Source organism: Bartonella sp. DGB1 (genome assembly GCF_041345015.1).
Classification (GTDB): Bacteria; Pseudomonadota; Alphaproteobacteria; order Rhizobiales; family Rhizobiaceae; genus DGB1.
This window is the reverse complement of sequence record NZ_CP166769.1, coordinates 417,601-436,929: the sequence shown is the minus strand read 5'-3', so window position 1 is coordinate 436,929 and position 19,329 is coordinate 417,601. Positions and strand designations below refer to the sequence as shown.

At 31.9% G+C, this 19,329-nt stretch carries 17 protein-coding genes; 1 reads left to right on the top strand and 16 read right to left on the bottom strand.

Annotated features, from left to right (window positions below; translation table 11 throughout):
- Window positions 1-4 precede the first annotated feature (4 nt).
- Complete coding sequence (locus AB6T46_RS02205; protein WP_370931791.1) at window positions 5-463, top strand: nucleoside deaminase; 459 nt, start codon at window positions 5-7, stop codon at window positions 461-463.
- Here AB6T46_RS02205 and ileS read toward each other — a convergent pair.
- The 16 genes from ileS to AB6T46_RS02125 form a co-directional block, all read right to left on the bottom strand.
- A complete protein-coding gene (gene ileS, locus AB6T46_RS02200; RefSeq protein ID WP_370931790.1) occupies window positions 460-3,396 on the bottom strand; it encodes an isoleucine--tRNA ligase in 2,937 nt (978 codons plus the stop codon). The genes AB6T46_RS02205 and ileS overlap by 4 nt on opposite strands.
- A 109-nt stretch (window positions 3,397-3,505) precedes the next feature.
- On the bottom strand, window positions 3,506-4,090 hold the full coding sequence (locus AB6T46_RS02195) for an outer membrane protein (protein WP_370931789.1): 585 nt from the start codon (window positions 4,088-4,090) through the stop codon (window positions 3,506-3,508).
- A 143-nt stretch (window positions 4,091-4,233) separates the two neighbouring features.
- Entirely contained in the window at window positions 4,234-5,172 is a 939-nt protein-coding gene (locus AB6T46_RS02190) for an outer membrane protein (protein WP_370931788.1), read from the bottom strand.
- A 468-nt stretch (window positions 5,173-5,640) separates the two neighbouring features.
- Window positions 5,641-6,357: an outer membrane protein gene (locus AB6T46_RS02185; protein ID WP_370931787.1), complete on the bottom strand. Its 717-nt coding sequence runs from the start codon at window positions 6,355-6,357 to the stop codon at window positions 5,641-5,643.
- Between the two features lie 170 nt (window positions 6,358-6,527).
- Window positions 6,528-7,106 (bottom strand): outer membrane protein, encoded by a 579-nt coding sequence (locus AB6T46_RS02180; RefSeq protein WP_370931786.1) that lies wholly within the window; start codon window positions 7,104-7,106, stop codon window positions 6,528-6,530.
- Window positions 7,107-7,742: 636 nt separating this feature from the next.
- Complete coding sequence (locus tag AB6T46_RS02175; protein ID WP_370931785.1) at window positions 7,743-8,456, bottom strand: GIY-YIG nuclease family protein; 714 nt, start codon at window positions 8,454-8,456, stop codon at window positions 7,743-7,745.
- A gap of 191 nt (window positions 8,457-8,647) precedes the next feature.
- On the bottom strand, window positions 8,648-9,502 hold the full coding sequence (locus AB6T46_RS02170; RefSeq protein WP_370931784.1) for an outer membrane protein: 855 nt from the start codon (window positions 9,500-9,502) through the stop codon (window positions 8,648-8,650).
- Window positions 9,503-9,629: 127 nt separating this feature from the next.
- Window positions 9,630-10,391 (bottom strand): outer membrane protein, encoded by a 762-nt coding sequence (locus AB6T46_RS02165; RefSeq protein ID WP_370931783.1) that lies wholly within the window; start codon window positions 10,389-10,391, stop codon window positions 9,630-9,632.
- A 174-nt stretch (window positions 10,392-10,565) separates the two neighbouring features.
- Window positions 10,566-11,336, bottom strand: a complete 771-nt coding sequence (locus tag AB6T46_RS02160; protein WP_370931782.1) for an outer membrane protein — start codon at window positions 11,334-11,336, stop codon at window positions 10,566-10,568.
- Between the two features lie 474 nt (window positions 11,337-11,810).
- Window positions 11,811-12,749, bottom strand: a complete 939-nt coding sequence (locus AB6T46_RS02155; protein ID WP_370931781.1) for an outer membrane protein — start codon at window positions 12,747-12,749, stop codon at window positions 11,811-11,813.
- Window positions 12,750-12,852: 103 nt separating this feature from the next.
- Complete coding sequence (locus AB6T46_RS02150) at window positions 12,853-13,815, bottom strand: outer membrane protein (protein ID WP_370931780.1); 963 nt, start codon at window positions 13,813-13,815, stop codon at window positions 12,853-12,855.
- 226 nt (window positions 13,816-14,041) lie between these two features.
- Window positions 14,042-14,839: an outer membrane protein gene (locus tag AB6T46_RS02145; RefSeq protein ID WP_370931778.1), complete on the bottom strand. Its 798-nt coding sequence runs from the start codon at window positions 14,837-14,839 to the stop codon at window positions 14,042-14,044.
- A 231-nt stretch (window positions 14,840-15,070) separates the two neighbouring features.
- The gene (locus tag AB6T46_RS02140) at window positions 15,071-15,697 is read right to left on the bottom strand and encodes a ribonuclease D (RefSeq protein WP_370931777.1); all 627 of its coding nucleotides are present in this window, start codon (window positions 15,695-15,697) and stop codon (window positions 15,071-15,073) included.
- A 33-nt stretch (window positions 15,698-15,730) separates the two neighbouring features.
- Window positions 15,731-17,113 (bottom strand): M20/M25/M40 family metallo-hydrolase, encoded by a 1,383-nt coding sequence (locus tag AB6T46_RS02135; RefSeq protein WP_370931776.1) that lies wholly within the window; start codon window positions 17,111-17,113, stop codon window positions 15,731-15,733.
- 21 nt (window positions 17,114-17,134) lie between these two features.
- Window positions 17,135-17,983, bottom strand: coding sequence for a bifunctional DNA-formamidopyrimidine glycosylase/DNA-(apurinic or apyrimidinic site) lyase (gene mutM / locus AB6T46_RS02130; protein WP_370931775.1), 849 nt, complete (start codon window positions 17,981-17,983; stop codon window positions 17,135-17,137).
- A gap of 47 nt (window positions 17,984-18,030) precedes the next feature.
- Window positions 18,031-19,278: an aminopeptidase gene (locus tag AB6T46_RS02125; protein ID WP_370931774.1), complete on the bottom strand. Its 1,248-nt coding sequence runs from the start codon at window positions 19,276-19,278 to the stop codon at window positions 18,031-18,033.
- Between the last annotated feature and the right edge of the window lie 51 nt (window positions 19,279-19,329).

Sequence of the window (19,329 nt, the reverse complement as noted above, 5' to 3'; positions counted from 1 at the left end):
AAATATGATACCAATAACAGCAAATTTCACCTTTATGGAAATAGCTCTACAAGAAGCAGAAAAAGCTCAAAAAAATGGCGAAGTTCCTGTAGGAGCAATAATAGTAAAAAATAATAAGATTATTGCAACTGCTAATAATCAAACACGAAGCTCACTGGATCCTTCAGCTCATGCTGAAATAGTTGTTATAAGAAAAGCCTGTAAAATTTTAAAAACAGACCGTTTAATTAATTGTGACTTATATGTAACTCTGGAACCTTGTAATATGTGCAGCGGTGCAATTTCATTTGCTCGCATCAGAAGACTTTATTACGCAACTCCAGATCCTAAAGGAGGAGCTGTCGAAAATGGTACAAATTTTTTTAGCCAAAAAAGTTGTTTCCACTCTCCAGAAATTTATTCTTGTTTAAGCCAAAATAAATCACAATTATTATTAAAAAATTTTTTTAAACAAAAACGTTAGTTAATTTTCACCTCAGCTAATTTAACTTTACCCAAAGCGATTAATTCTCTTAATGCTTGCGCATCTCTCATAGATACATCCTTGAATTCCGGATCTAAACCAACATCCTCAGTATATCTCCAAGATCTAGAACATTTTTTACCTTTAGCTTTTTCTACCACTACAGCTATATCATGATTATCATCAAGAATAAAAGCGCTATCTGGTTTTTTATCCATAGTTAACTCTATATCGCTAGTAATAACAACCTCCGCAAAATCAATATTTTTTAACAAATTAAATAAATTTTCATCAGTTAAATATACGATCGGTTTTGCCTCTAATGAAGAGCCAATATTTTTTTGCATCCTCTCTAGCTCCAATGCTCCTGTTACTACCCTACGAACATTTTTAATTTTTTGCCATTTTTTTACTAATTCGTCATTATAAACATCATCTTCAAAATTAACAAATAACTCTAAGTGTATCGATTCCGCATTTGGATATCTAGAACGCCATGCTTCTTCCATAGTAAAAGGTAAAATAGGGGCTAACCATAAGGCCATAGCTCTAAATATCCTATCAATAGTCTGTAAAGCCGCTTGTCGCTTTGAACTAGACGGAGCATCACAATATAAAGAATCTTTTCTAATATCAAAGTAAAAAGCAGAAAGCTCAACAATAGCAAAATCCATTAATATTCTGGCGACTCTTTTAAAATCAAAAACATTATAATAATTAGTTATAGCTTTATTTAGTTCCAACAAGCGATAATGCATCAATTGCTCTAACTCAGGCATTTCATTTATAGCAATATCACTTTTACCATCATAATGAACTAAGGTTCCTAACATCCATCTAAATACATTACGTAATTTACGATAAGAATCTACATTTGTCTGTATTATATTCCGTCCTAAACGCTGATCGTCCCAATAATCTACGGTTGCTACCCAAAGCCTTAAAACATCTGCTCCAACATTTTTTATTACATCTTGTGGCGCAACACTATTACCTAAAGATTTAGACATTTTTCTACCTTTTTCATCTAAGGTAAATCCATGTGTTAACACAGCTTTATAAGGTGCTATACCATTAGTGCCGCAACTTTCTAACAAAGAAGAATGAAACCAGCCTCTATGTTGATCAGACCCTTCTAAATATAAATCAGCAGGGAAAGTAAGATCTTTTCGATCATTTAACACAAATTTATGTGTGGTACCAGACTCAAACCATACATCAAGAATGTCTTTTACTTGTTGCCAATCTTCATTAGAACGCTCTTGTAAAAAACGCTCGCGCGCTCCTTCAGTAAACCAAACATCTGCCCCCTCATTTTCAAAAGCCTCTAAGATACGTTGGTTCACTTTTTCATCTTTTAGAATATCACCATTTTCATTTACAAAAATAGCAATAGGAACCCCCCAAGATCTTTGCCTTGATAAAACCCAATCTGGGCGATCGGCTATCATCGCGCGCAATCTTGCCCTACCAGTTTCAGGTATGAACATAGTTTTATCTATTGCCTCTAAAGCTCTAGAACGCAAAGTTGTACCATCCTCAAATTCACGATCCATAGGCACAAACCATTGTGGAGTATTTCTAAATATAATTGGTTTTTTAGAACGCCAACTATGTGGATAAGAATGTTTCAAACGCCCACGCGCAAAAAGATTATCATGCTCAATTAAAGCAGTTATCACTACCTGATTAGCGTTACCCTTTTTACCTTTATCATCGATTACTCTAGCCGCACCTTCTGCACGATCAGAACTAAAACCAGGTGCATCACTAGTAAAAAAACCATCATCATTTACGGTAAAAGGTAAATTAATATCTATCTCCTGCTCTTGTAAATAGGCTGCAGAAGCAAACCATAAATCAAAATCTTCACGACCATGACCAGGAGCAGTATGTACAAAACCAGTACCCGCATCATCTGAAACATATGAACCTACTAATAAAGGAACTTTAAAATTATAAGATTTAGCAAAACCTTTTAAAGGATGAGCTAACATCATATTTTCTAATTCTTCATTAGTTATATCTCTTAAATAAGTTAAAGTTAATTTAGCTTTATCTGCTGATTGTTTATATAATGCCTTAGCAAAGATTAATTTTTCACCTACTTTAGGACCGAAATCATTCTCAACTTCAGTTACTTGATATAAGGCATATTCTATATTAGGTGAATAAGCAACGGCTCTGTTCGCTGGTATTGTCCAAGGCGTTGTAGTCCAAATTACAATAGAAGCATCTTCAATGTCTGCTTTATTTGTCTTAACTATAGGGAATTTAACCCAAATAGTATCAGATTCATATTCATGATATTCTATTTCGGCCTCAGCAAGAGCTGTTTTTTCTACTACAGACCACATAATTGGTTTAGAGCCACGATATAATTGACCCATTCCAGCAAATTTTATTAACTCTCCAGCTATTAAAGATTCAGCTCGATAATTCATAGTCGTATAAGGATTTTTAAAATCTCCTATTACGCCTAATCTAATAAATTCCTCTGACTGTATTTTTATCCATTTTGCAGCGAAATCACGACATTCTTGCCTAAATTCAGTTATAGGTACTTCGTCTTTATTTTTCCCGCTTGCGCGATATTTTTCTTCTATTTTCCATTCAATAGGCAATCCATGACAATCCCAGCCCGGTACATAATTAGCATTAAACCCTTGCATTTGTTTGCTGCGAATTACAATATCTTTTAAAATTTTATTGAGAGCATGTCCTATGTGAATATTACCATTAGCATAAGGAGGTCCATCATGTAACAAATATACTGGACGAGCCACGGAAAGCTTACGCAATTTACCGTATAAATCAATATCCTGCCAATATTGTAATAACTCTGGCTCCTTCTCTGCTAAAGAAGCTCGCATAGAAAAATCTGTTTGTGGTAGATATAGACTTTTAGAATAGTCTATTTTAGGCATATCCATCTATCATACTCTCTAATTATATTAACATACTCGTTAGTTTAAACTATATCAAAAGTTATAACAATAATCTATGTCAAAAAATACTTATAACTAATTATTAGTGAGTAATTTAAAAGTAATAAGTCATACCAAAACGCAATTCTTTAGCAGATACGTCAACTTGATAAGACTTATTTTCGGTTTTTACTTCTCTACTAAAAGTTTCTAAATATCTAAATTCTAAAAAATAACTACTATTTCTATCCCTTAAATAACTTACCCCTACCCCATATTGGTAACCGAACAAATTAGCAGATAGTTTTATCGCATTATTTTCCTCATCAATAGTATGATTAAAAGAACTATAATTAAGCCCTAATAATACATAAGGATAAAAATATGCTAATCTATAATGAGCCTTTAATCTTGGAGATATATTCCAATTTATATTACCAGATTTATTGAAAGAAAATAAATACTGCGCCTCAACTTCTCCAGCAAGTAGAATATTAGCTTGTGAATAAAAATTATAACCTATTAAACCAGCTATAGATAACGAGACACTTTTAGTTGTTACATTAGTTTTATCAGTTACTAGCAATCCCCCTGCGGCACCACTAATATAAAGACCTTCAAAAGCAAATGCAGAACGATTAAAAATCATTAATAATAAGATAAGATAATAACACTTTCTCTTCTTTAAGATCCAATCCATCTAATCCTCTTAACTGTCCTGAATAAGATTACAATTCCCTTAAATAGGTATAAGATAAATACCCTATACCTATTTAAGAAATAAGATTTCATAATATAGCTAAAATATTATTAATGATTTATATATAAATAGTTCTATTATTCTTAAAATCTATAGCCAATACTTACATTAATAGAATGAGATTGATTAATTGATCTTTCTTTATATTTAAAATTCTCCTCATGCAAAAGACTATTAGCATCGTCCAAAGATACAGAGTAAGTAAATTTATAACGTGTTTCTAAAAATAATTTATCCGTTAAAGCATAATCGAACCCGACTCCAAGAGAAGCGCCTACAAAATAAACATTATGCGAGTAACTACTAGTTACTTCTTTTTCCAAATTATTTTTAATTCCACAATTTTCTATACATTCGTATTTATTAGTATCAGTAAAAGAAAAAGTACCATATTTAAATTCTGGACCAGCAAAACCATATACTATATATCTATTAGATACATACCCTAACTTAGCATATAAACCAGTAGATAAAATATTTTTACCTCTGATATTTTGAGAAATATTTTGCTTAATCTTCTTCTCTTTTGCGTCCTTTGGTTCTCCTTCTCCAGCTACATTGTCTTCACTATATAACCCAGATACAACTCCAGGTTGTTCAGACTCTTCATCTTCTGCATCTATCTCTGGTTGTACAGACACCTCTTTTTCTTCTGTAAATTGCAACTTATATACATCGTATACCTTAGCAGCTACTTCTGCTTCTATTCCAATAAGAAATTTATTATATAAAACTTTATTATATCCTGAAGCTAATCTTAAGCCTACTGAAGAGGAAGTTTCATCATACTTTTTTTCTTTATCATCATACTCTTCTTTAATTATTTCTTTAGCATCATGTCTCTTTACCTTAGCCTTAAAAGAACGCTTATTCCCAGTTAAAGAGAATGGCTCTTGACCAACAGTAACATACCCCCCATTCCAAATATTTATTAAATTTATCTCAGTAGCATTAACGGGAGCAGCTCCGACCGCAAAAATTGCTAATATTATTCCCCTAATATATTTGAAACAAACACCCATTAAAATTACCTCTATATTTAATTACGCTACTAAACACACTTTAGTTATATTAATTACATTTAATTGGTTTATAATATAATACAATTAAATATAATAAAGCTATTATTTTCTATAATAATAAACTAAATTTTACTATTTATCCTTAGCTTCATTATTATTTGTATTGATAATAGACCATTTATAACTACAACCACCCCAAGCACAACAAAAAATAAAATAAAACTACACTGGATAAAGCTAGCTATATTTACCATTAAAATATTTTATTATACTAAAAATAATAAAATACAGAAAATAAATATCATTACCTTAATATGGCAATGATATTTATAAAAAATTTCTTTAACTTAATAATATTCAGGAGTTTGGTTGAAGAGATAAATTACTTAATGTGCTAGCATATAACTACCTTCCATAGTAACCATAGATTTGCATAATTATATATTATTACCAATTGTAGCGAGAAAATTAATAATTAATACCTATCCCTAATCTTAATTCTTGACGATCCAACAAAGAAGCAGCTAAAGCAGCCTTATTAGCTTTATTTTGAGCGTTAGCTATATTATCCACTCCTGCCCAACTACTATTAAAACTATATTCTGCTCTTACAAAAACATTTTGCCATAATTTATAATCTAAACCAAAACTAGCAGACCAGCCAAATAAATGTCGCGTTCTATAAAAATCCTCTTTAATTTTAATATCTAAAGCATTATATGCTATACCTAAAGCTACATAAGGCAAAAATTTATCCATTGCATATCCTACACGCAATTTTGCACCACCACCTCTACGCAATGTTAACATATTATTCCTAATAGTTATTTGCTCTCTTTTAGCTAGGTCAAAATATCCCTCTAGACCCACTACAAAAATATTATCATTACCTATGATATTATAACCTATAAACGCCCCCGCTAAAGTTATATTTGCTACAGCAGTATTAGGTGAATCCGCTGGTTGTTTAAAGGCATTTGCTTGTAAATCATATCTTACTCGCATAGCGGCGGCTGATAAGCCTAAATAATGCCCCTTCCAAGAATTCCTTTTTTCTTCTTTATCAGACAATACAACAGTTCGTACTTTTTTAGAATTGCTAACTAAAGTATCTGCAAACACGTTATTACTAAAAACTAATAAAGATAGACTAATACCCCCTACTAATATATTTTTTATTTTCATCTTACTCTCCTAAGCTGTTAATAATAGTATTAGAAGACATAAAGAGCCTATTCAAAAGATAACAGCTCGTTACTATATTCTAATACTTTAACTTAAGAAATAGAGTATTTACTAAATCCATCAATAGATTAGATGCTAAAAAAATAAAAAATATAATTCTTAATAAGCAATTAAAAGATTAGACCTAACATTACAGCATGTGTATTTTCAGTTTTATCACCATCATTTAGAAAACGATAATTATAAGCAACCCGCAAAGCAGAACCAAACACTAAACCTAAATCTAGTCCGGCGCCTACATTATAACCACGTGCAGATATAGTATCGTCAAAAGTGCTAGGTATATCTACACCCCCATCTGTGGCTAATCTAAATATTGTAAAATTATGAGAATAACCAGCAGTTATAAAAGGTGACAAACGATCAAAAGCATAAGCCAATTTTAAATTAAAATTACTACGAAGAAAGACTCCCATATCGTTAACAAACTCTACAGTTGCCTCAGGACCTATTACAAGATCACCTACTGTGAAATTATAGCCTAAAAGACCACCATGCTTCATTGGTAACTTTTTTTTGAAGGTATCCCAATTTTTAAAATTATCCCAACTTAAGGATTCTTTAGGAAGCGAAGATGTTGCGATATATCCTATTCTCGAACCGGCCCAATTGAAGTTACTAGCATAAACATTAGTAGAGCTAGTTAATACAGCTAAAAAAGTAATATAAAAAAACAACCGTGATTTCATGATAATATTCCCATAATTAATGCTATTACGATACAATAATATTAATTACTGATAATTATCTAAAATAATTAAATAATCCACAATAAATTAGCAATTGCTAATAATTATAAAAATCAACCATTAGAGCAGATCACAAAACTTTTTAAGGTATACATAAATTTTACAAATCGTCGTAAAAACTTTACTTTGCATAAAGGTGCAATAATATGTTTAATTTTTGCTGATATGAAAGATTTATCTAACTTTATTTATTAATGAAAAAGATATATAAAAAGTTACGGTTATAATTCTACAATAAATGGCACACCGTTAAATAGAAATACTGATATAAAATCTTCCAATCTAATTTTTAAAAAAATCAATTCAACAAATTGTCATCATACATAAAACAAAAAATATCTGTTAGCTTGTTTTAACCAATATTTAGAGATAAAGAATTTTATAAATAGCCTTCATATCTGCGCGAAAGACCACATTTGTTATTGGCAACTTGATTCAAGGAAGCACACTCGTATCTTTAATAACCAAATTTTACAGCAAAGATAGTTTGCAGAGTAACTATAACATTCAAGCAATCGAATCGTTAAATATACAGCAATAAAGTCTGCTTATTTTACTTAATTTGACCTTATCAACTTAGTTACGATTAAGCCCTTGCTCACCTCGGCTAAGCAAAATGCGTTTCCAATAACTTTCCCGTTCTAGTATTTTTGCATCCGTTGCGTTACTCAATCTTTGCTCAAGCAAGGAAAATCGAAAATAAGCGCGGCAATAGTCAAGCCCCGCATGATTAATCAAGTCATACATACCCTTGTTTCCGCCATGACCTGTAGAAATATAGCAACTCCAGCGTGACCATATACCTTGATCACCATATGCCGAACCAACGTAACGCTTACCAGTATTGATATCAGTAATCAGATAAACGCCTTTAACGTTTCCAAGTGCAGTTTTCCAATCTGGTCTGTCATTCTTAATTAGAACCTCAAGTTCCTCAAATGACAAATCTATCTCATCGTAACCACAAAAAGATCTACCAGAATAAGGCTCGCGTAAAATTTCCTGTACTATAAATCCAGGATAATAATTTTCCATCTTAACTCTCGCCCCGAGACCCTTATAAGGTAAACGAAGTTTCAAACGACCAATAAACTTTTTTCCTAAATCAGTTAACTCAACCTCATAACGACCAGTAGGACGAGCCAACACTTTAAACACACCACCAAATAACCAAATATCAGTTTCATGGTGAAATCGCATAAGTGAAAAAATCAACGGTCTATTGAACTCATTGCGGACCGGACGATATTCCTGCCAACGTTGCCAATCTTCTCTGCTTCGCGCCCACACATCCAACGGCTTCGAATAACCATTAGACCTAGCAAAATGAATTTTATAGCTTCTCAAATTATCAATAGGCCAAATGTCCTTAAGCAAAATTGACATATTAAAACCTATAATATAATTTTACTAAGAACATAATATAGATAACCTTTTAGAGCTTCTTTAAATATTTATAAATTTTAACTTTCAATTTACATTTAAAATTTATAACTAACTCCAACTCTTAACTCATTGCTATAATGATAAAGATCTTTTAAAATAACATATTCTTTGTTTGGGTTATCTGTATAGGTTGCCTCTTTTCCTTCTTCTTTTTCTTCTATAACAGCTTTACCCTTGGCCTCTAACTCAAAGCGTCTTAGATTATTATGTCTAAATTCAAATCTAAATATAAGATTTTTAGATACAGCAACATCTATACCACCACCAATAGTCCAACCAAATAAAGACTGTGTTTTTTTATCCTTAAGATCTACTGATTCACCTTTTGCATCTTTCAAATCACGTTCAACCCGTCTAAATGAAGCACCGACCGCTACATAAGGCATAAGATTATCTAAAGCTGCACCAACTCTAAACCTAACATCACCACCATATTGTGAAGTTATTAATGAAGGATCACCAAAGTTCTTATTTTTCTCAGGATTTTTGTCATCTGAGTTTTCTGTACTAGAACCTTCCTTACCAGTTGGCGCTACATCTATTTCTGGAATATAATTATAATTTCCATCAATCTCCAGTCCTGCTAAAAAATTTTCATAGATAGGAATGTTAAAACCTATATATAATCCACCTAATAAAGATTCACGATCTTTAGTTATTGGCTCTAAATTTGTTATTAGAGATTTTTCTTCTTTATTTTCATCCTCTTTAGGTAATATAGAAGTTTTTGATCTTTGCCCGGTAAATATATTTTGACTATAGCCACCTTGTAACCCTATGTAAGCACCCTTCCAATCATAATAATGTTGTGGCAAATTTGCTACAGCTTGCCCAGCAGAAAAAAGAAAAAACCCAGCTACAGAAGTCAAACTCACTAATTTAAAATTCATTATTATGTCCTTAATAGATACTCCAAACTTGGCTATTATGCCTGATAGCTTTAATAATTTCAACTAAAAAAACACAAGCTTTACTAATTTAGTAAAAACTAGTGTTTTAAAAAATTACCATATTTAATTAATATATATAACCAAGCCCTAAACGCAATTCACTAGAAGTAGCGGATGGATCTTTTAAGACAACATATTTATCGCCACTTGCTCCATTAACGAAATCATCTAATTCATTATCACTTTTTCCTAAATCATTATAACGATATTCTAAACGAACTAACATATTATCAGCTAAAGCTACATCTACACCAGCACCGACAGTCCAACCAAAGGTAAAATCATCTATTTTTATTGCATTCTTAGGACCAGGATTATTCTGAGGAGTAGCAGCTATATCACGATTAGTATAAGCACCAGTAATACCCGCAGCTAGATAAGGCAACACCTGTCCGACACCTACTCCTAAACGAGCTCTGAAGGCAACATTAAATTGATTTTTAACGTCAGCAATATCTGGAAAACCATTAGTAGCGGTAGAACTTACGTCACGTAACAGATAATATTGGGCATCAGCTTCAGCACCAAACACCAAACCTCTCACTGAAGTAGAGTTAAAACCGATAAAAGCACCTAAACCAATTGCACCTCTATTGTGAGATAACTCATGAATAGAACTATTTAAAATCCTCGCCTCTGAAGCCAATCCTTTGTAAGTTATTTTAGCATATGCGGCTTGGATACCACCATAGCTACCATTCCATGTAAAGGTAGGTTTTACTAAAACTACACTTGCAGGACGTAAGTCACGACGTAAATCTGCAGCATTGACATTTGATACTGTCAATAAAGTAGCAACTAAAGCCGCTATAACATATTTTAATTTCATCTCTTCACCATAAGTCTAAAATATTAAAAATAATCACGCCCCGCTCTGAAAAATTAAATAACCTATATTAATATAATTAATAGAAAAAGTGATAGATTTAAATTATAATAGCCCTCAAAGAGGGCTATTATAATTTAATATTTTATAATTAAGCCCTTTGCAGGCTATTATAAATTAATATTTATAACCAAGCCCTAGGCGCAATTCACCAGAAGTAGCTGATGGATCTTTTAAGGCAACATATTGAGTATTGGTATCAGGCTTCCCATCGGTAGTATTCATTACTGTTTTTTCAGTTTTACCTAAATCATTATAACGATACTCTAAACGAACTAGCATATTATCAGCTAAAGCTACATCTACACCAGCACCTAAAGTCCACCCAAAGGTAAAGCCATCCACTTTGATTGCATTATTAGGACCTGCCTTAGTATCTGCAGTAGCAGCAATATCGCGATTAGTATAAGTACCAGTAATACCAGCAGCTAGATAAGGTAACACATGTCCTACGCTAACCCCTAAACGAGCTCTTAATGCCAAATTTACCTGATTTTTAACATCAGCCACATCAGGAAAACCATCTGTAGCGTTAGAGCTTATATCACGTAAAAAATAATATTGAGCATCAGCTTCAGCACCTACAACAAAACCTTGTGTTGAGGCAGAGTTAAAACCAATAAAAGCACCTAAACCAATTGCATCTCTATTATGAGATAACTCACGAGTTGCAGGACTATCATCAGCCTTCGCTTCTGAAGCTAAACCTTTATAAGTCATTTTAGCATATGCGGCTTGGATACCACCATAGCTACCATTCCATGTAAAGGTAGGTTTTACTAAAACTACACTTGCAGGACGTAAGTCACGACGTAAATCTGCAGCATTAACACTTGATACTGTGAATAAAGTAGCAACTGAAGCCGCTATAACATATTTTAATTTCATTTCTTCACCATAATCCTAGAATATTAAAAAAATTAAATCACGCCCCGCTTCTGTGATATTAAATAATATGTAGCACTAAAAATAAAAAACAAGCATAACCAATTAAAAAAACTAATAAGGTTGAAATTTTAATTGCTGAGGAAGTTTAATTACATAATGAAGTAAATTAACCTAAATTATAGTCATTCACATCTATAAAAATTCGAGCAATAACGACTGTAATTAAAAGAACATAGATAACCAGCTTAACTAAAGTATAAATAAATTATTAGGTATCAGAAAATTATAAAATTACTTTAGCTAAATATTAAAATAAATTAAATCAAACTAAAATCAAATAGATAAATAGCCACTATTATAACTTTAACTGCAGAATATTATTAAACTTACTTTATATATAATAATAAAGCCCCTTAAAAGGGGCTTTATTTCATAACTTAAATTAAACTTTATAGAAGCATAATTTTAAAATTACTAGAATTTATAAGATATACCTAAATTGACAGCATGTGTACCAAGTAAAGCTGAAGATTGATCTTCATAAACAACTGTCATATCAACTCTTTTTATAGGGTTATCTTCATCTTTAACTAATTTATATACACGCGGTTCACCTCTTGTAGAAAAAGTATGCGCATATCTATATTCAGCACGTAAAATAAGATTATTAGTTATAGCTACTTCAGCACCGGCACCAGCTGTCATACCAAAAAAGACTTTATTACTAGATCTGGACTCTACGCCTTTAAAAGAGAAATCTTTATTATAATTATTAAATTTATTTTCTAAATGTTCAGCATAAATCATATTGGCACCAACTGTTACAAATGGTAAAAATCTACCGACCACTAAACCAGCACGAACACGTAAATTACTATCTAATGAACTAGTTTTCAGATAATCATCATATTTTTTTACTTGACCATTATTTATAACAAAATCCCTTGTTTTAAAGTCACCTTTTTTTATATGCAATTTATCTTCTACTTTTACTTGAGCACCATCTACATAGAACCCAAAATCTTTATATCTATATGCCGCATCTACCTCTAAACCTAATACTAATGAATTACCTAACAGAAAGTTATAACCAGCGTAAATACCTGCTTGCGCAAAATTCTGAGATAAATCACCATTAACGATTGGCTCGACATAATTAAAAAATTCTGGAGTTTCATCTTCTATCTTTTTAAACGCATAAATATAAATCTTATTACCAGATTGCTTAGTCATAGCAAAAGATTTTTGAAATCCAATATAAAAACCCTCCCAAGTAAAATCCTGCTTACTGGAATAAGGTGTAGTTGGATTTACTGAATTTCCCATGCGAGTTTGCACAAGATCTGCCGCCTGTACGGAACTAAGGGTTAACAACCCAACCACAGAAGCTAATATTAGATTTTTATTTTTCATAATCATACCCTGTAATAAATGAATCTCTAAGGCACACTAACATAGTAGTTTTTATATTACTAATAAAAAATGTCATTATTTAATAATTTATTTAACGAAATTATTAAAATTTATAAGCTAAACCAATTCTCATATCGTGCGACAATAAGCCTTTAACATCGTAAGATACATTGACATCTATTGCTGGATGTTTTTTCTCACCATCGGTAACCGCTTCTTTTCTATATTTATAATTTGTATTATTGTTATTAAAATCAGTAGCAGTAAAACGATATTCACCTCTTAAGAATAAATGTTTAGTTATTGCAACCTCAATGCCAGCACCTAATGTCCAGCCCCATAAGAATTTTTCTTCAGAATTTTTTTCTTGTGATGTAATCTCTTTAAAGCCCTTACCATAATTTCCATTTAATACACGTTCTTCTCTAGCGTAAATTACATTAACACCAGCTGTTAGATAAGGTAAAATTTTACCTACGCTATAACCAACCCGCGCACGCAAACTAGAATCAAAATATATTGACGATAAATATCTATCCCTTTCACTAACCTCACCTTTAGCATGCTCTTCAAATATCTTGTCTTTATCTTTATCTGATGACCATTTAACAGACTTAGTACTAGATCGACTAGATCTAATAGATTGTAAACCACTATTAACAAAGTTATAAGTAGCGTCTAATTCCGCTCCTAAAATGAGATTATTACCGAATAATTTATTAAAGCCTACAAATATACCACTCTTATATAAAGTATCTGATAATGCATCATTATAAATTGTTTTACTAGGATTAGCATCAGAAACAACTTTATGGTTATCAAATAAGACTTTCTTCAGCACTTCACTACTGGCTTTATTTTCTTCAGCCGTAACAATCACCTTACTAGCAGCCTGGTCTAGAGGAGATCTTGAAAATTGCACGCCCATATAGACACTTTCCCAAGAAAAAGTACGATACTCTTGTACTGCAACTACAGGAATAATAGGTGGCTCTATTTTAGCGCTCACATTAACAGCAGAGGCTAACATAACACAGCCAGCTAAAGAAATCATTTTTAACTTCATAATTAACCCCTTGTAATTAATTAATATGATAATTGTTATATCATATAATTAAACAAATTTTAATAATTTATAATAACTTAATTAATGAATAACTTAAACTATTATTTTTACAAATTAAGTAGAATTATTTTATTTAATTAATTGGATAATAAACTTTATTAATTGTTATTTACTGCACATAAAAAAAGCCCTGCAAAAGCAGGGCTTTTTCATCTATTAAGATAAATTAGAATCTATATGTTACAGCTAAACGACCAGCATGGCTAGCTTGTCCAGAATAACCAACTAGATCAGATTCAGTCTTTGCTGTTTCTGCCACAGTATTAGAAGCAAAATGCTTTGAATATACAAGATGATTATAACCATATTCAGCACGAACTGAGATATTTTTACTTATTGCATATTCAACACCAGCACCAACTGACAAAGATACACCTAAATTAGTACCTTTAACTTCCGCTGTTTTAATTTCAACATCGTCAACTTTAGCATCTTTTTCTAAATTATAATATGTAACGTTAGTTGATACACCAGTGGCTACATAAGGCATAAATCCAGCTACAGCATAACCTACACGTGCACGCAAACTAGCATCACCCATATAATTATAGCGTCTCAAATCTGCAAACTTGTCAGTGACAGCATCATCAATCTTATCCGCTTTAGATATACCAAAATGGTAAGAAGCTGCAAAATCAATACCTGCTACAAAGTCATCTTTTTGCAAGTTATAACCAGCTACAATCCCTAATGGCACAGAGTTAGAAGAAGTAGAGAAAAAATCCGTTTTTTCTGCTTCATCAGCTTTTTTCTCAGCTTTACGAAGAGTATACTGATTAAAAGAAAAACCAGCTTGCAAACCTACATATGCACCACTAAAGTCATTAACAACATTGTTAGAAGACTTCATAGCAACTACCGTAGGAGCAGCAATAGCTTTCTTGCTTGTAACATCAGCTGCATTAACGCCTGACACTGATAAAAGAGCAACTACAGAAGTAGCGATCATATATTTTAATTTCATATTCATATCCTTAGCTAATTAATCAATTACTAAGTTTAGAATTATCTAATAACCCTAAACTACCGAATAACAAGCTTAAGCTAGCTATCCATCCATTAGTTTTACGCTGAAATAATAATAAAGTCCAGGGTTATATTTGTATATTCTAAATAAATAAGATAATTTCAACAAAAAATTATCTTATTGTGAATATAAATTAAAATTAAAATAATATTAACTATTTAAAATAATTTAACTATTATGAGAAAAAATATCTTGCTCTCCCCAACCCATTAAATCTAAGCTAGCACGCATTGGTAAAAATTCAAAACAAGCCTGCGCTACTTCATAACGATTATCTCTTTTCAAACGTGCATCTAAAATTTCTTTTAGCGCATGTAAATATAATACATCTGAAGCGGCATAAGATACTTGTGCTTCACTCAGTTTTTCTGCAGCCCAATCAGAACTTTGATTTTGCTTACATATATTAACTGATAATAATTCTTGACAAATTTCTTTTAAGCCGTGACGATCAGTATAAGTACGCACTAACCTTGACGCTATTTTTGTACAATAAACATTAGATAATCTGTTTTTGAATGTTTTTTCTAACATCGCTAAATCAAAACGTCCATAATGGAAAATTTTTGTTATATTTTCATTATTCAATAATTTTTGTAAATTTGGTGCCTCAGTTTGCTCTTTAGCAATTTGAATAATATCAGCTGTACCATTACCTGAAGATAATTGAACTACACATAAACGATCCCTATGTAAGTTCAATCCTAAAGTCTCAGTGTCTATTGCGATAGCTGACACATTATAATTATTAAGATCCGGTAGATCCCCTCTATGGACACGCACTTTTGATGACATTAATAATAATTCCTTCTATTAAATAATTTTAAATTAAACTGATAAAACTGATAAAATTCTCGCCCAAGCACGCTGCCCTTTATGGAAAGAGGCTAAGTCATATTTTTCGTTAGGTGAATGTATAGCATCATCACTAAGCGCATATCCTACCAATAAAGAATCTAAACCTAAATATTTTTGAAAATCACCAACAATAGGTATAGAAGCACCACAACCTGATAATAAAGCCTGACGCCCATTCCATTCATCTCCTAAAGCATTTTGCACTTTCTTTAAAATAGGAGAATCTGTAGGTAAAAATACGGCCGGTGAACCACCATGATTAATATAACTAATGCTACAATCTTTAGGTAAACGTTCTTCAAAAAACTTACGTAAGGATGCTCTTATTTTGTCTGGATCTTGCTTACCTACTAAACGGCATGATATTTTAACTTTAGCCTCAGAAGCAATAACAGTTTTAAAACCTTCACCTGTATAACCACCTGTTATACCAGTAATATCTAATGAAGGACGTGACCATAATAATTCAGTTAAACTATAGCCCTTTTCTCCGGCTACCTCTGATAGACCTATTTGGGTTAATGGATTAGGGCTTTCTTTTTCTAGCTTTAACCAACTATCTACAATTTCTTGCGGCATATCTGGTACGGCATCATAAAATCCATCTAATAAAATTCTACCATTCTCATCTTTTAACTCACCGCATATCTTTGTTAAGATATTAATAGGGTTAGCTGCTATACCACCATATTCTCCAGAATGTAGATCTCTATTAGCAGCATGAATAATAATTTCCTCTGCTACACCACCTCTAAGAGAAGTAGTAATAGATGGTGTTTCTCTATCACGCATAGAAGTATCACAAACTAAAACAACATCTGCTTTTAATTGATCTTTATATTGTTCAAAAAAAGCGTCTAAGGAAGGAGAACCCATTTCTTCTTCTCCCTCTATCATAATAGTAACTTTAACCGGCAAACGACCATATTCATTATGGTAAGCACGACAAGCTTCTATAAAAGTCATAACCTGCCCTTTATCGTCAGAAGCACCACGAGCTACTATAGCTTTATGACCATTTATCAATTTAATTTGCGGATCAAATGGATCATGATGCCATAATTCTAAAGGATCAACTGGTTGCACATCATAATGACCATAAAATAATACATGAAAATCTGAATCTGTTTCACCCATATAATGAGCTAAAACTATCGGGTGTAATTTAGTTTTACAGGCTTGAGCTTTAAAACCAATAGTAGAAAGATCCTCAACTAACCAATTGGCTGCTTTTTCACATTCTGAACTATAATTAGAATCTGTTGAAATAGAAGCTATTCGTAAAAAATCAAACAGATGTTCAATATTTGCATCTAAAGAAGAATCTATTTTTGATAAAATTTTCTCTAACATTTTTTTATCCTTTATATATACTTATTGTTGACAATGGTGGCAATAAAAACTAGAGCGACCAGATTGGATAACACGTTGAATAATATTATTACATTTATAACAATTTTTTCCTTCACGATCATAGACTAATAATTCATTCTGGAAATAACCTAATGAACCATCACTATGAACATAATCACGAAGACTAGAACCACCTGACTGTAATGACTTTTCTAAAATAAATTTTATAGATTCAGTTAACTTATCACAAATAGAAATATCTTGACTAATAGTAAAGGCTGATCTTAATGGTGATAAACCAGTCATAAATAAAGCCTCACATACATAGATATTACCTAAACCAGCTATTATAGTCTGATCTAATAATGCTGCCTTTAAATTTTGTTTTTTATTAGCAAATGTTTCTATTAAAAATCTACCGTTTAGATCATTGCTAAGAGGCTCTACACCTAAATACTGTAAAAATTTATTATAGTGTAATTCATCCTTAGCAAATAAATCTATAAAACCAAATCTTCTAGGATCATTATAAATTAATTTAATTGTTTTACCAAAAGTATCACGTAAAAAAATAACTAAATGATCATGTTTAGGATTTTTATTAGAGATAAAATCATTATCACTAACTAATCGCCAAGAGCCAGACATACCTAAATGACTTAGCATAATTAAATCAGAAAAATAAAATAATAAATATTTACCACGACGATCTATATTAGTAATAGTTAAATTTTGTAACTTTTCAGAAAAACGAACCGGAAAATTAAACCGTAGATTAGAACGGTTTAATTGTACATCTAAAACCTCAGCATTAATCACATAAGGTAATAATCCACGTCTTACAGTTTCAACTTCAGGTAATTCAGGCATATTCCCCTACCTTAAGTAGGACTGATAGCCCTACTTAATTAACATAATTAATAAGCCCATTCACCTTGACGCATTACTGGAATAATATCACCATCTGACTTAATACCATCTACGTCTATCTTATCTGATCCTATCATCCAATCTACATGGATTAAACTTTGGTTACCACCACGTTTTAATAGTTCTTCTTTAGAAATATCAATACCTTTATCTTTAAAACATTCAGCATAGCACTGACCTAAAGCAATATGTGAACTAGCATTCTCATCATATAGAGTATTATAATATAATATACCGCTTTGGGAGATAGGTGACGAATGTGGAACTAATGCAACTTCTCCTAGGCGAGATGCACCTTCATCTGTATCCAAAAGCCTCTTTAATAAAGATTCACCTTTCGAAGACTTAGCTTCTACTATACGCCCAGCTTCAAAACGAACACAAATATCATCTATTAAAGTACCATTATGAGATAAAGGTTTAGTACTACTTACTATTCCATCAACTCTAAAAGCATCAGGAGTAGTGAACACCTCTTCTGTAGGTATATTTGGGTTGCAAATTACACCATTTCTAGCCTGACTTGCACCGCCTCGCCAAGCATGACCTTGAGCTAAGCCTAATTTTAAATTAGTACCAGGACCTTTAAATTGCAAACTAGAAAAATTCTTGTCATTCAACCAATCACAACGGCGATGTAATTCAGCATTATGTGAACGCCAAGACTCTACAGCATTATCGTTATTCACTCTTGAAGCAGCAAATAATGCCTCTGACAATTTTACAATTGCCTCATCAACTGGTAAATCCGGAAAAACCCTTTTTGCCCAACCCTTAGTTGGATAAGATAAAATAGTCCAGTTAATATCAAAATTAGAGATATATTGTAAAGCAGGCTTATAGGCTTCTGCTTGTGCTTTTCCAACACGAGCTACTTTATTAGGATCTTGATCAGCTAATAAAAATGGATCATTACCTGTAATAGCTAAACGAGCTGTATTCTCAGAAAAAGCCTTAGCTATACCATCAAAAAACCAATTAGGGGATTTATCAAAAATTTCATCATGACCATATTTAAAGCGCATTAAATTAGATTCATCATCAGTAAAAAAGCTAGTAACTATACCGGCGCCTTCTTGATATGCTATCTTAGTTAAAAAACGAACCAAAGGAAAAGCCTCTAACGGCGCAGTGATAAGCAAATCTTGCCCTTTAGCTAAACCTAAACCTATTTTTATACCAACTTCAGCTAAACGTTCTAGTTTTTGCTGGTCAATTAAGTGATTACAGCCCATTAATTATCTCCTTAAATTATTTATTATTTTTATATGTCACCTATTTATGTA